Raw genomic sequence first — 14,207 nt, forward strand, 5'->3', positions numbered from 1 at the left:
CGTTGGTACTTGCGAACAACCACATCGAAATGAGTCCACGAATGTCACAGGGCGCCCATGCCGCCACGTCCGGGCCCACAGCCCGGTCGCTTCCGGATGCCAAGGATCCCGCCGTCAAAGAGCAGCGCGTCACCAAGCAACGCCTGGCCGTCAGCGCCGCCCTGGACGAACTCGACGATTTCGTGAGCACCCAGGAACTGTACCGGCTGCTCCAGAACCAGGGCGTCTCGGTGTCCCTGGCCACGGCCTACCGCATCCTGCAGTCACTTGCCGACGACGGCCTGATCGATGTCCTGAGAAATGCCGATGGCGAAGCCGTCTACCGCCGCTGCGCGGTCACAGGCCACCACCACCATTTGCTGTGCCGCAATTGCGGCAAGGCCGTCGAAGTGGAAGCTCCGGCGGTAGAGACGTGGGCAGCCCGGGTGGCTGCCGAGAACGGCTACACCGAAGTGGCGCACACGGTGGAGATTTTCGGACTCTGCCCTGAGTGCACTGCCAAGAAGGCCGCGGGCCTGCTCTAGCCGGCTACCGCCTGGTCTTCCACTGCCTGGCCCATGGCAGCGTGGGGACGGACGATCCGGCCGTTGTTCCCGCGTTTGGCGCGCACGTTGCCGATGACCCGGCACACCACATAGATCAGGAACGACAACGTGGTGACATAGGGGCTGATGGGAATCCTGCTGCCGAGCGCCAGGAGGATGCCGCCCACAGTCGCTGTGATTGCAAAGACCACGCTCAACAAGACCACGAGCCGCGGCGACGTGGTGACCCGCAGGGCAGCAGCCGCGGGCGTGATCAGGAGGGCCAGCACCAGAAGCGCGCCGACTATCTGGATGGACAAGGCAACGCTGACGCCGAGCAACACCATGAAGGCAATTGCCAGGCCGCGGACAGGCACTCCCCTGGCTTCCGCCATCTCAGGATCCACACTGGCGAAGCTGAGCGGGCGCCATATCGCGGCCAGCGCGAGCATGACCACCACGGCCGTGCCTGCCAGGACCTGGAGCTGGACAGTGTCCACTGAGACGATCTGGCCGGTCAGTAGCCCGAACTTGTTGGCCGCCCGGCCTTGGTAGAGGGCCAGGAACAAGATGCCCAGGCCTAGCCCGAACGGCATGATGACGCCAATGATCGAGTTCTTGTCCCGCGCCCGCACGCCCATGAGTCCAAGAAGCAGCGCAGCCGCAACGGATCCCGCGAGCGAACCGAAAATGATGTCCGCCCCGATAAGCAGGGCAAAGGAGGCACCGGCGAAGGACAACTCCGAAATGCCGTGCACCGCGAAGGCGAGGTCCCGCTTCATGACAAAAGTGCCTATGAGCCCGCCGAGCAGGCCAAGGACCGCACCGGCCCAGATGGAATTCTGGACCAGGGCCAGCAGTTCGCCATAGTTTTCAAAGTTGAAGATGGTGTGCAGGATGCTTCCGAGATCCATTTAGTGGCCTTCCTCCACACCGGCGTGGGCGTCATCGTGGTAGTGCGTCGTCGCGTCCGGAAGGCCGACGACGACGATCCTGCTGTTCGCGCGGATGACCTCAACGCGGCTGTTGTACAGCTCGGACAGGACCTCGGTGGTCATGACCTCTTCCGGTGTTCCCACGCGGAACCTGCCGCCGGCAAGGTAGAGGACGCGGTCTACGTAGTCGATGACCGGGTTGATCTCGTGCGTCACAAACACCACGGCGCTGTTCCGCTCGTGGCATTGCTGGTTGATGAGGGCACTTACGGCCTGCTGGTGGTGCAGGTCCAAGGACAGCAGCGGTTCGTCGCAGAGCAGGAGTTCAGGCTCCGCGGCAAGGGCTTGTGCAACCCGGAGCCTCTGTTGCTCGCCACCGGACAATTGGCCAAGCGGTACGCGGGCGTAGTCACTCGCCCCCACCAAGTCCAGGAGGGCGTCGACGCGCTCATTGACGGCCTTGGCCTTGATCCGCAGGCCCCAACGGTGGCCGTCGACGCCGAGGGCCACGAGGTCCCTGGCGCGCAAGGGCGTATCCGGAGCAAAGGACTTCTGCTGCGGGATATAGCCGATTTTCCGGCTGCCACGTTCCACGGCCTGTCCGGCCACGGTCACCGTCCCCGAGTGAAGCTGCTGCAAACCGAGGAGGACTTTGAGGAAACTGGTTTTGCCGCTGCCGTTGGGTCCGAGCACAGCGAAGAACTCACCCGCCTGGATGTCCACGTCGAGGTCCTTCCAGAGGGCCCGTTGGCCAAACTGGAGGCCCGCGCCGCGAAGGCTCACTACCGGTGTCAAAAAGAATCCTCGATCCATGGGGTTAGCGAAGAGATGTCGCTGCCGGCCTGCACTTGGATGAACAGGGAGGGCCCCGCAGCCGCCCTGTATATCTTAGGACGATTGCGGGGCCCGTCTGTTCGTATCTGCATAGGCCTTTACTTGTTCAGGGCAGCAGCAACGTTGCCCACATTGTCCGTCATCCAGGCAACGAAGTCCTTGCCCTCGGGAAGTGTCTCCGTAAAACCGATCACCGGGACGCCGGCAGCAGTTGCCGCGGCCTTCAGCTTTTCCGTCTCAGCACTGGCGGTCTGCTCGTTGTACGCGAGGAAGCGAACCGACTTCGAGGCAATCAGATCGCTCGTTTCCTTGACCGCTGCCGGCGGAACGTCCGAGCCGACCTCAATGGCGTGGCTGAATTCCTCGGGCGTCTTGTTCTCCAAGCCCGCAGCCTCAAGCAAGTACCCCGGTACGGGCTCTGTAACCGCTACCGGAGCGGAACCCTTGGAAGCCTTGATCGCTGCGACTTTGGCGCTGAGTCCGGTCAGCGAGGACTTGAACTTGTTGGCATTGGCGGTAAAGGTCTTGGCATCGGCGGGGTTCAGGCTTCCGAGCTTCGCAGCGATAGCATCGGCCACTTTCGCCATCGCGTCGAAGTTGTACCAGACGTGCTCGTTGAACCCTTCCGGCACCGCTGAGGGAGATGTGCCGGCCGTGGCCGCGGGAAGGAGCCCGGAGACGTTGACGGCGGTAAGGGTCTTGTCCGCAGCGACCTTGCTGTCATCGGCCAGCTTGCTGAAGAAGTCGTCGTAGCCCGCGCCGTTGTCGATCACCAATTGGGCCTTGGAGACGGCCAGCTTGTCCTGGGTGCTTGCCTCGTAGGAGTGCGGATCCTGGCTGGTCTTGCTGATGATGGAGGTGACTGACACTTTGTCACCGCCGACGCTCTTGGCGATGTCGCCGTACACGCTTGTGGAGGCCACCACGTCGATCACCCCGGAGGACGACGACGGCGCCGTCGCGGCGGGTGCCGCGCATGCGGAAAGCAGGACTGCCAGGCCCGCGGAAGCGGCAAGCGAAAGGCGGGCGGCAAGGGAAAGGCGGGCGGCGGCACGACGCACGGAAACCTCGGATCTACCGAATCAAGCACAACAGGGGACTCCATGAGTGTACCCGCAAATGGGAATGATTCCTATTTAGAATTTTGGGCGGCTCCTGCCGGCCCCGTTGGAGGCCAGCAGGAGGTTACGCTGATTCCGTTCCGCCCAGCCGTCGGATTCCCCTGGCCTGGGTGGCGTCGCGGATCTCGCCCACAAGCTGTTCGATGACGTCTTCCAGGAACAACACCCCCAGAGTCGCACCGCCCGTCCCCACCACGCGACCCAGGTGCGAGCCGGTCCGCTGCATCACGGCCATCGCATCTTCAATCTCGTCCTCCGGTGCGAGGTTCACGAGGGACCGGATCCGGCTTTCCGCGATCGGATAGCGGCGCCCTTCCTCGGGAATGGAAAGCACATCCTTGATGTGAAGGTAACCGGTCAGCTCACCGTCGTCGTCCAACACGGGGAAGCGTGAGAAACCGGTGCGGCTGACCGCTTTCTCGAGTTGCCGCGGCGTCGAGCCAGGCTTGAGCGTGACGAGTTTGTCCAGCGGCACCATGATGTGCGCAGCGGTGTGCTCGGAAAACTCCAAAGCGCCGCTCAGCAGGCCGGCGTCGTCGTCCACCAGCCCGTGACGGGTCGATTCCTGCACGATGGACTGCACTTCCTCGAGGGTAAAGGAGGAGGTCACCTCGTCCTTGGGCTCGATCTTCATCAAGCGAAGGATGCGGTTGGCCAGCCAGTTCAGCGTCCAGATGACGGGCTTCACGAAGCGGGCCACGTGGACCAACGGCGGCGCCAGAAGCAAAGCCGCCTTGTCTGCGACCGAAACAGAGATGTTCTTGGGGACCATCTCGCCAAAGGTGACATGCAGGAAGGTAACCGCGAGCAAGGCAACCGCAAACGCGATGACGTCCGCCAATTCAACCGGGACGCCGACGGACTCCAGCGGCGCCCCCAGCAAATGGTGGATGGCAGGCTCCGCCACGAGGAGAATCAGCAAGGAACACACCGTGATGCCAAGCTGGGCACACGCCAGCATCAGCGAGACGTGTTCCATCGCATACAGGGTGGTCTGCGCGCGCTTTGACCCGCGTTGGGCCAAAGGCTCGATCTGGCTGCGGCGCGCAGACATTACGGCAAACTCGGCGCCGACAAAGAAGGCGTTGCCGATCAACAGCACCACGAGCCACAGGATTCCTGCCCAGTCGCTCATGCGGCACGTCCTTTACGGCTGGTTTTGGCCACGGGGTTGCCAACCGCATCGCCTGCAGAACCGCCGGACCCCTTGCTCAACCGCTTGCTGGCCTGCTTCCTGCTTTGCCATCCGTTCGAATCGCTTTCCGCTGTGCCAATTTCGCCGGTGCCGTCACCGTCGTCGGCGTCACCGTCAGTGTCGGGCGCCGTGGGGTGGAAACATATGCGGTCGATCCGGCGGCCGTCCATCCGGGTGACGGCCAGCGTGCCGCCGCCGGCCTCGACGACGTCGCCGACCATCGCGATCCGGCCAAGTTGGCTCATGACGTAGCCACCCACGGTTTCGTAGGCGGGGTCGTCGGGAACCGTGAGGCCCGGGATCTGTTCACTGACCTCGTCCGGACGCAATAATCCGGGAAAATACCAATCCCCCGAGGCGCTCTGCAGCAATCCGGGCCGGACCCTGTCGTGCTCATCCGCCACCTCGCCGACGATTTCCTCCACCAGGTCCTCAAGGGTGGCGATCCCCGCAGTTCCGCCGTACTCGTCAAGCACGACGGCGAGTTGCAGGTTGCCCTCCCGGAGTTCCAAAAGCAGGGCGTCAAGATGGATGGTCTCGGGAACGCTCAGGACTTCGGACATGATGGCTCCGGCCTCCAGCCGGCTCCTGCGTTCCGACGGGACTGACACGGCTTTCTTGATGTGCACCACGCCCCGGATGTCATCGGCCGATTCGCCGATGACCGGGAAGCGCGAATACCCGGTCCGCCGGGCCGCTTCGATGATGTCCGACACGGGCTGGTCGGCGTCGATGGTTTCCATGCGGATGCGCGGGGTCATGACGTCGGCCGCCGTACGCGCCGAGAAATTCAGGGTCCGGGCAACAAAGTTGGCCGTCCCGGCGTCGAGGGTTCCCAGCTCTGCCGAACGGCGCACCAGGGAGGCCAGTTCAGAAGGCGAGCGCGCGCCAGAGATCTCCTCCTTGGCCTCGAGTCCCACAAGGTTGAGCACCTTGTTCGAGAAGCCATTGAGCACAATGATTGCGGGCTTGAACACGGCCGTGAACATCAGTTGCGGGCGGGCCAGCGCCCGGCCGAGCGGAAATGCCAAGGCCAGGGCCATGTTCTTGGGAACGAGTTCGCCGATCAGCATCGACAAGCCGGTAGCGAAGGCCATGGCCAGGATGAGCGACAAGGACTGGGCAGCAGCCTCAGGCAGCCCGGCCCAAAGAAGCGGTCCGTGCAAGAGGGAGCCGACCGATGGCTCCATGACGAAGCCGGTCAGCAAGGTGGTGAGGGTGATCCCCAATTGGCAGCTCGAGAGCTGGGTGGAAAGGGATCTGAGGCATTTGAGCAACGCCTCGGCGGCGTGGTCGCCGCCGTCGACCGCTCTTTGGACCGTTGACTGGTCGAGTGCCACGAGTGAGAACTCGACGGCTACGAAGAAGCCGGTGCCCAGAATCAGGAGCACGCCGGCGAGAAGGAAAAGCCACTCCATTAGAGGCCGCCGGATCGTGCGGAGGGCAGGAGCAGGGCACCAGGAGGGCTAAAGGCTGGTTGGCCCGGCGGGGGTTGGTCGGACGCAGCGGATGAGCGATCCGCCGACCGGCCGGCCAGGAGATCCGGAGTGCGATGGGCATGTGTACGGGTATTGCCGGCTCGGCGGGTGCGTTGCGCGGAGATTGCCGAACGGCTTCCCCTGCAGCTCCCAGGCCGGCACCTAGAATTACTGTCCATAAGAATTCAAGTCTACAGTCCGGCCGAGACGCGGCTTCACGCGACTTCACCGGCCTGAGCCGGGCTCTGCGACGCAGCAAACGACCGGAAAATCCCGGGAAAGAAGAGCCCCCTCCGGACGCAAAAGCCGGGCCATCCCGCCTTCAGCATGATTTAGGTCACCACTATTGGCAGATAGCCGCCGCTCGTCACTAGACTGGCTAGGGTCTGAGTTCGCGGGACCCGGACCCTGGCTCGCCTTGCACCCCCCTGCAGTTCCCCGGGCCAGCTGGAAATCAACACTCATGGAAGAGGCGTATTTCAAGTGCCAGAGCAGCCAAGCCACCGTCTACCCGAGGAATTTGGCGGAAACGAGTGGCTCGTTGACGAACTGTACGAGCGGTACCAACAGGACAAGAATTCGGTCGACGCCAAGTGGTGGCCGCTTTTCGAGTCCTTCGATACCGCTGACGGCACTTCTTCCAACGGAACATCAGCAGCCCCTGCCAACCCTCCCACTCGCGAAATTCCTGTCGTGGCACAGGCCGCCGCAACGGCAATGACGCCGGTCGCGCCCGTGGTTGCCCCGGCAGCTCCCCCCGCCGCCCCCGCACCTGTTCCGGCTGCTCCCGCGGCACCGGTCAAGAAGGCACCGGCCACTGTCGCCAAGGACGGCGCGCAGAAGCCATCCGACGGCAGCCAGTCCCAGCCGATTCCGGCACAGCTTCCCAAGAGCACCAAAGCTCCCACCCCGCCGGAAGAGGACGTCGTCTCCGTCCTCCGTGGTCCGGCCAAGGCCATTGCGTCCAACATGGTCATGAGCCTTGAGGTTCCTACCGCCACGAGCGTCAGGGCCGTTCCTGCCAAACTCCTGATCGACAACCGCGTTGTCATCAATTCCAACCTTGCCCGTGCCCGTGGCGGCAAGGTTTCCTTCACCCACCTCATCGGCTACGCAGTGGTCCGCGCACTGTCCCAGTTCCCGTCGATGAACGTGTACTACGACGAAGTGGATGGCAAGCCCGTTGCCGTGCAGCCCGCGCACGTCAACTTCGGCATCGCCATTGACATGCCCAAGCCCGATGGCACGCGCCTCCTGATGGTTCCCAACATCAAGAAGGCCGAAACGATGAACTTCGCGGAGTTCTGGCACACCTACGAAGACCTCATCAAGCGCGCGCGCAACGGCAAGCTCACGGCGGACGACCACGCCGGCACCACCGTGTCCCTGACAAACCCGGGCGGCATCGGCACCGTGCACTCCGTGCCCCGGCTCTCGAAGGGCCAGGCCGCCATCATCGGCGTCGGAGCCCTCGACTACCCGGCCGAGTGGCAAGGCGCGAGCGAGAAGATCATCGCCCAGAACGCCATCAGCAAGATCCTCACGCTGACGTCCACGTACGACCACCGCGTCATCCAGGGTGCCGGAAGCGGCGAGTTCCTCAAGCTCGTCCACCAGCTCCTCCTCGGTGCCCAGAACTTCTACGACGAGATCTTCGAAGCGCTGCGCATTCCCTACGAGCCCGTCCGTTGGAGCCCCGACCTCCAGGTCGACCCCGCTGACGAAATCAACAAGGTTGCCCGGATCCAGCAGTTGATCCACTCCTACCGGGTCCGCGGCCACCTCATGGCAGATACGAACCCCCTCGAATACGTCCAGCGCAAGCACCCGGACCTCGACGTGCTGACCTATGGCCTCACCCTGTGGGACCTGGACCGCGAGTGGCCCACCGGCGGATTCGGCGGCAAGCCGATGCTCAAGTTCCGCGACATCCTGGGCGTCCTCCGCGACGCTTACTGCCGCACTACGGGCATTGAGTACATGCACATCCAGGAACCCGAAGAACGCAAGTGGTTCCAGGACCAGGTGGAGCACCCGTACTCCAAGCCGAGCCGCGAAGAGCAACTGCGCATCGTATCCAAGCTCAACGCAGCAGAGGCCTTCGAAACCTTCCTGCAGACCAAGTTCGTGGGCCAGAAGCGATTCTCCCTCGAAGGCGGGGAATCCCTGATTCCGCTGCTGGACACCATCATTTCCGACGCCGCCGACGACGGACTCGACGAAGTCGCGATCGGCATGGCCCACCGTGGCCGCCTCAACGTGCTCACCAACATCGCGGGCAAGACGTACGCCCAGGTGTTCCGCGAGTTCGAAGGCACCCAGGACCCCCGCTCGGTGCAGGGCTCGGGCGACGTCAAGTACCACCTCGGCACCGAGGGCACGTTCACGTCGGACAACGGCAATGAGACCAAGGTCTACCTCGCCGCCAACCCGTCCCACCTCGAAGCGGTTGACTCCGTGCTTGAAGGCATTGTCCGGGCCAAGCAGGACCGGCTGGACCAGGGCGAGGCGTTCCCCGTGCTGCCCATCATGGTCCACGGCGACGCCGCGTTTGCAGGCCAGGGCGTTGTCGCGGAAACGCTCAACTTGTCCCAGCTGCGCGGTTACCGCACCGGTGGAACCATCCACATCATCGTGAACAACCAGGTCGGCTTCACCACCGCACCGTCGTCGTCGCGCTCTTCGACGTACTCCACCGACGTGGCCAAGATGATCCAGGCTCCGGTCTTCCATGTGAACGGCGACGACCCCGAGGCCGTGGTGCGCATCGCGCAGTTGGCCTACGAGTTCCGCCAGCGATTCCACAAGGACGTCATTGTGGACATGGTGTGCTACCGCCGCCGTGGACACAACGAGGGCGACGACCCCTCGATGACGCAGCCGCTCATGTACAACCTCATCGAAGCCAAGCGCTCCGTCCGCAAGCTCTACACGGAATCCCTCATCGGCCGTGGCGACATCACCGAGGACGAAGCCGAACAGTTGCTGCGCGACTACCAGGAACGCCTCGAACGCGTCTTCGCGGAGACCCACGCCGCACAGACTTCGCCTATCCCGATCATCACGGCGGATTCCGCCGCGGTGTCGGACATCGAGCGTCCCATCGCCCAGCAGGCGGACTTCGGCACCAACGCGCCGGCCACCACCGCCATTTCAGCCGAAATGCTGCAGCGGATCGGCCAGGCGCACCTCGATATTCCGGAAGGCTTCACGGTCCACTCCAAGCTCAAGCAGCTCTTGGAGAAGCGTGAGCAGATGTCCCGCGAAGGCGGCATCGACTGGGGCTTCGGCGAGATCGCGGCCTTTGGTTCGCTCGTCATGGAGGGCGTCCCCGTCCGCCTCGCCGGCCAAGACTCCCGCCGCGGCACGTTCGTTCAGCGTCACGCCGTGTTCCACGACCGCGCCAACGGCAGCGAATGGATGCCGCTGGGCAACCTGAGCGGGGATCAGGCCAAGCTGTGGATCTACGACTCCTTGTTGTCCGAATACGCGGCCATGGGCTTCGAGTACGGCTACTCCGTGGAACGCCCGGACGCCTTGGTGCTGTGGGAGGCCCAGTTCGGTGACTTCGTCAACGGTGCACAGACCATCATCGACGAATTCATCTCCTCGGCCGAGCAAAAGTGGGGCCAGCGTTCCTCGCTCGTGCTCATGCTGCCCCACGGGTACGAAGGCCAGGGACCGGACCACTCGTCCGCACGCATCGAGCGCTTCCTGCAGCTTTGTGCCGAGGACAACATGATCGTGGCGAACCCCACCACGGCCGCCTCGCACTTCCACTTGTTGCGCCGGCAGGCTTACAGCCGTCCGCGCAAGCCGCTTATCATCTTCACTCCGAAGCAGCTTTTGCGCCTCAAGGGTGCGGCTTCAGCGGTGGAGGACTTCACCACGGGCGGCTTCAAGCCGGTCATCGGCGAACACGAGCCCCTTCAGGCACAGAGCGTTGACCGCGTGATCCTGGTTTCCGGCCGCCTGTACTACGATCTTCTGGCGAACCGGCAGAAGACCGGCGACACGTCGACTGCGATCATCCGCCTGGAGCAGCTGTACCCGCTGCCCCAGGCCCAGCTCGAGGCGGAACTGGCCAAGTACCCGAACGCCGACATCGTCTGGGCGCAGGACGAACCCGCCAACCAGGGTCCGTGGCCGTTCATCGGCTTGAACCTGCCGCAGGCACTGGACCGCAAGGTCCGGCTCGTTTCGCGTCCGGCATCGGCCTCTACGGCAGCCGGTTCGATGAAGCGCCACAGCGCTGAACAGGCCACGTTGCTCAAGCAGGCATTCGAACGCAAGTAACCCTCAAAAGAGAAGGCCGCCCGGCTGGAGGTTCAATACCCGCTTCCAGCCGGGCGGTTCTGTTTAATGGAACAAGTGCCCGGTGATCCAGCCGCCCGGCCGGGCACAGTGCAAGGACCGCAACGTTTGGTGAAGAGGTAACCGTGGAAGACAGGAAGCTGCGCATCGCAGCTGTTGGTGATGAACTACTCGCCGGGCTCGGTGACCCCAGGGCCTTGGGCTGGCTCGGAAGGGTTCTTGCGCGGACTCCCCAGGACTCCGTTCCCGTGGAGAGCTACTCGCTTCCCTGCCCCATGGAGGGCACGGAGGGCCTTGCGGCGCGCTGGCTCGACGAAGCCGGGAGACGCTTCAGCAACGTCCACGAAAACCGCCTCGTGATCGGTTTGTCCGGCCGCGACATCGAATTCGGTGTCTCCACGGCACGCAGCCGCCTCAATCTTGCCAATATCCTCGACGGGGCGTCCCAAAGCAACATCGAAGTATTCGTCGTCGGTCCACCACCCACGCTGGACCCGGCCAAGAACCGCCGGATCGCGGAACTCAATGCCGCATTTGCGGACGTCACCACCCGCCGCAACCACCACTACGTCGACACGTTCTCGCCGTTACTCAACCACGAACAGTGGCGCACCGACCTCGCTGCGAATGGCGGCACCCCGGGCCAAGCGGGCTACGGGCTCATGGCCTGGCTCGTGTTGCACCGCGGCTGGTTCCAGTGGTTGAGGATCGCCCAGCCGGAATAGCCAGGGCCCGAGGCACCCTTCCCGCAGTCAGGACCCATTGCCAAGCGCGATATCGCGATATATCGTGAATTCATCAACGCGATATATCGCGACAATGGTAGCGCAGCAATGGAGGGGCCATGTCAGAAGAGAACTGGACCGTTACCGGTCCGCAGACCATCGACGTCGACGGCGTCCGCTCACTCAAGCTGGGGATCGTCAAGGGTCGCTTCGACGTCGTCACGCACGACGAGGCGATCACCAGGATCGAAGTCTCGGAGATCGACGGCGATCCACTGAGCGTCAGCCTCATTGACGGCCGGCTCGAGGTCCGCCACCAGTTGCACGGCCCCCAGGGCTGGTTCCGCAACCTGATGGGGACCGTCAACAACACCAGCACCAACACGATCGTCATTAGCATCGCACTGCCAGCCGGCGTCGACGTCGAAGCAGGAACCGTGGGCGGCGACGGCATGGTGTCGGGAGTCACCGGCCATATCCGCCTCAACACGGTGTCCGGGTCAGTCCTCGCGGACGGCACGCGGGGCGAGCTTCACGTCAACACCGTGAGCGGCGAAGTCATCGCCCGAAACCACGACGGCGTCATGACCGCCAAGAGCGTCTCGGGCGAAGTCACGGCTTCGGGCCGTTTCAAGAACATCCGGGCCAATACTGTCAGCGGCGACCTCAGCTTCGACCTTCACGGCTACACCCAGGATTTCGGAGCCAACTCCATTTCAGGGGACCTTACTGTCCGCCTTCCGCATGACGTGGGCGTGGACATCGTGGCCAAGACGGCAAGTGGCACCGTGATGATCGATGACCAGCTCTATGCCCAGTCAGGTGGAAGGGTCCAGACCATCGTTGGCCCTGACGAGCGGCTCATGGTGGCACGCACCAATTCCGTGTCCGGAAAGACCTCCATCATCCATGGCAGTGCGTCAGCCCCCGGAACAACGCACTCAGCACCCGGAGAAGAGGAAGCCTGATGCCGCCCGTCTTTGCCCACGGAGCCCTCCGGCTTTACCTGCTGGCGCTCCTGGAATCAGGCCCCAAGCACGGCTACGAGCTCATCAAGGCCCTCGGCGAACGCTTCGGCGGGACCTACTCGCCCAGTGCCGGAACCATCTATCCGCGCCTTGGCAAACTCGAGGAAGAAGGACTCGTAGCCACCAGCAGCGACGGGCGCCGGACCAACTACTCCATCACCGCGGCCGGACTGGCCGAACTCAACAGCCGACGGCAGGAACTGGCCGACGTCGAGGACAACATTTCCGCCTCCGTGCGGCGCTTGGCCGACAATCTCCGAGACGACATCCGCAGCAACATGCGCGGCTTGCGTGCAGACCTGGCGGCGACTGCCGAAGCCGCGCGAGCCAATGCGAAGTCCGCGGACTTCCAGTCGTGGGCCGGAAGCTACTCTCCGGAGGGACACCGCATCCTGAAGGAAGCCGAAATGATGGTCCAGTCCTTCCGTGATGACATCCGGGTGGAGCTGCGACAGCACGCCGGCTCCAAGGCCCTGACTCCGGTCGCCCTTGAGACCGTGCGCACTGTCCTGGACCAGGCCAGGATCTCCATCCGGAATTCCCTGCGCGGCTGAGTCCCCCGATTCCCTCCGCGGTTGGCCGGCACGGTTCGCGGGGCGGCCCCGTGATGTGGGAGACTGGAGGGCAGCTTTATTGAGTATCAAGAATCTAAGGAGGCCAGCTATGAGCAAGCGTGCACGTAAGCGTCGTGACCGTAAGCGCGGCGGCGCAAACCACGGCAAGCGTCCCAACACCTAAGCCAGCGGCTTAGCGTAAGACTTAATGCGGAGGGCCCCGGAAACCATCAGGTTTCCGGGGCCCTTGCCGTTTGAGGCTGTTAGACGTCCACGGACTTCATAGCGTGGATCCTGTCCAGGATCGAGTTCTTGAGATTCTCAGGAGCCGCTTCCGTACAGGAGCGCTTGACCACGGTGCGAATGACGCACTCAAGGTCGTATTGCTCGGTGCACTCCGGGCAGTCTTCCAGATGCACCTTGATCTCTGCGATGTCCTCGCGGGTCAACGCACCGTCGAGGTACTCGTAGATACGCTGCATCCGAGCATCGTCGCAGTCGCCCAATCCTTGGCAGCTCATTTCCTTTTCTCCTGTTTTTTGCTTGTGGCCGCGCCCACGGCCAAGGCCTTTTCTTCCGCGCCGGCGCTGATTCCCCGTTCTGCGGCGTAGTCCGCCAACAGATCGCGCAACATTTTCCTGCCGCGATGAAGCCGGGACATGACCGTGCCGATCGGGGTATTCATGATGTCTGATATTTCCTTGTAGGCGAAGCCTTCGACGTCAGCGAAGTACACCGCGAGCCGGAATTCCTCCGGAATGGACTGCAGGGCGCTCTTCACGTCCGAGTCCGGCAAATGGTCCAGTGCCTCCGCCTCCGCAGAACGCAGCCCCGCCGACGTATGGGACTCCGCCCGCGCCAGCTGCCAGTCTTCGATGGTGTCGGAATTCGACTGCAAGGGTTCGCGCTGCCGCTTCCGGTAGAGGTTGATGTACGTATTGGTCAGGATGCGGTACAGCCACGCCTTGAGGTTGGTACCCGGCTTGTACTGGTGGAAGGCGGAGAAGGCCTTGGTGTAGGCCTCCTGGACCAGGTCCTCGGCGTCGGACGGATTCCTGGCCATGCGCATGGCGGCCGAATAAAGCTGGTCGACATACTGCATCGCGTCGCGTTCGAAGCGCGCCCTCCGTTGTTCGGGGGTCTCCGTTGCGAAGTCCACCGCAACCTCGACGTCGGACTCAACCGTCGCGTCGCCGTCGGACGTTGCGTCCGTGACTTCGGTCGCTGCCTTGTACATGGCCGCTGCGGCCGGATCCATGGTGCTCATTGCATCCAAGTCTACTGTCACCCTCCGGGAGTCCCCTGGCAGCTCCCGCCCAAGCGCCAAGTGTCCCTCGCGGTCCTTAACCAAGGCCAAAAAACCATCTCCACTCAAACGACATGACAAAGCGCGGCACCACACACACGCCACAATCCAAGGTCCAGCCCATGCCGCACCTTCTTCTGACAACGGCAAGCTCCGGGCAAATATTCCGCAAAGATGCAAGACTAGATCCGAC

Annotated in this window: 13 protein-coding genes; 6 read left to right on the top strand and 7 right to left on the bottom strand. The window is 63.4% G+C overall.

Annotated features, from left to right (window positions below):
* Nucleotides 1-41: 41 nt before the first annotated feature.
* Nucleotides 42-524 (top strand): Fur family transcriptional regulator, encoded by a 483-nt coding sequence (locus tag QRN51_RS02140; protein WP_284988432.1) that lies wholly within the window; start codon nt 42-44, stop codon nt 522-524.
* Here the strand turns inward: QRN51_RS02140 and QRN51_RS02145 are convergent.
* From QRN51_RS02145 to QRN51_RS02165, 5 genes are all read right to left on the bottom strand, one after another.
* Nucleotides 521-1,438 carry a metal ABC transporter permease gene (locus tag QRN51_RS02145; protein ID WP_059387600.1) on the bottom strand — a complete coding sequence of 306 codons (918 nt, stop codon included), beginning with the start codon at nt 1,436-1,438 and terminating at the stop codon, nt 521-523. The two genes, QRN51_RS02140 and QRN51_RS02145, sit on opposite strands and share 4 nt — an antisense overlap.
* Nucleotides 1,439-2,272: a metal ABC transporter ATP-binding protein gene (locus tag QRN51_RS02150; protein WP_502870839.1), complete on the bottom strand. Its 834-nt coding sequence runs from the start codon at nt 2,270-2,272 to the stop codon at nt 1,439-1,441. It abuts the gene before it with no gap.
* A gap of 119 nt (nt 2,273-2,391) precedes the next feature.
* A complete protein-coding gene (locus tag QRN51_RS02155; protein ID WP_284988434.1) occupies nt 2,392-3,354 on the bottom strand; it encodes a metal ABC transporter solute-binding protein, Zn/Mn family in 963 nt (320 codons plus the stop codon).
* A gap of 124 nt (nt 3,355-3,478) precedes the next feature.
* A complete protein-coding gene (locus QRN51_RS02160; protein WP_059387599.1) occupies nt 3,479-4,549 on the bottom strand; it encodes a hemolysin family protein in 1,071 nt (356 codons plus the stop codon).
* Nucleotides 4,546-6,027, bottom strand: coding sequence for a hemolysin family protein (locus QRN51_RS02165; RefSeq protein WP_284988435.1), 1,482 nt, complete (start codon nt 6,025-6,027; stop codon nt 4,546-4,548). The genes QRN51_RS02160 and QRN51_RS02165 overlap by 4 nt, the downstream gene beginning before the upstream one ends.
* A 543-nt stretch (nt 6,028-6,570) precedes the next feature.
* On the opposite strand from QRN51_RS02165, the gene QRN51_RS02170 reads away from it, so the two are divergent.
* The 5 genes from QRN51_RS02170 to QRN51_RS23450 all read left to right on the top strand — a co-directional run bounded on the left by QRN51_RS02170 (nt 6,571) and on the right by QRN51_RS23450 (nt 12,892).
* Complete coding sequence (locus QRN51_RS02170) at nt 6,571-10,383, top strand: multifunctional oxoglutarate decarboxylase/oxoglutarate dehydrogenase thiamine pyrophosphate-binding subunit/dihydrolipoyllysine-residue succinyltransferase subunit (RefSeq protein WP_284988436.1); 3,813 nt, start codon at nt 6,571-6,573, stop codon at nt 10,381-10,383.
* A gap of 143 nt (nt 10,384-10,526) precedes the next feature.
* A complete protein-coding gene (locus tag QRN51_RS02175) occupies nt 10,527-11,126 on the top strand; it encodes a GDSL-type esterase/lipase family protein (protein WP_059387597.1) in 600 nt (199 codons plus the stop codon).
* A 119-nt stretch (nt 11,127-11,245) separates the two neighbouring features.
* Complete coding sequence (locus tag QRN51_RS02180; protein WP_284988437.1) at nt 11,246-12,094, top strand: DUF4097 family beta strand repeat-containing protein; 849 nt, start codon at nt 11,246-11,248, stop codon at nt 12,092-12,094.
* A complete protein-coding gene (locus QRN51_RS02185; RefSeq protein WP_059387595.1) occupies nt 12,094-12,708 on the top strand; it encodes a PadR family transcriptional regulator in 615 nt (204 codons plus the stop codon). Before QRN51_RS02180 ends, QRN51_RS02185 begins: the two co-directional genes overlap by 1 nt.
* A 109-nt stretch (nt 12,709-12,817) precedes the next feature.
* Nucleotides 12,818-12,892 (top strand): 50S ribosomal protein bL37, encoded by a 75-nt coding sequence (locus QRN51_RS23450; protein WP_369299106.1) that lies wholly within the window; start codon nt 12,818-12,820, stop codon nt 12,890-12,892.
* 79 nt (nt 12,893-12,971) lie between these two features.
* On the opposite strand, the gene rsrA is transcribed toward QRN51_RS23450, so the two are convergent.
* Together rsrA and QRN51_RS02195 are read right to left on the bottom strand one after the other, a co-directional pair.
* Nucleotides 12,972-13,229 (bottom strand): mycothiol system anti-sigma-R factor, encoded by a 258-nt coding sequence (rsrA, locus tag QRN51_RS02190; RefSeq protein WP_028264789.1) that lies wholly within the window; start codon nt 13,227-13,229, stop codon nt 12,972-12,974.
* Nucleotides 13,226-14,065, bottom strand: coding sequence for a sigma-70 family RNA polymerase sigma factor (locus QRN51_RS02195; protein ID WP_502870840.1), 840 nt, complete (start codon nt 14,063-14,065; stop codon nt 13,226-13,228). The genes rsrA and QRN51_RS02195 overlap by 4 nt, the downstream gene beginning before the upstream one ends.
* Between the last annotated feature and the right edge of the window lie 142 nt (nt 14,066-14,207).

This window comes from Arthrobacter sp. efr-133-TYG-120, from assembly GCF_030209785.1.
Lineage (GTDB): Bacteria > Actinomycetota > Actinomycetes > Actinomycetales > Micrococcaceae > Arthrobacter.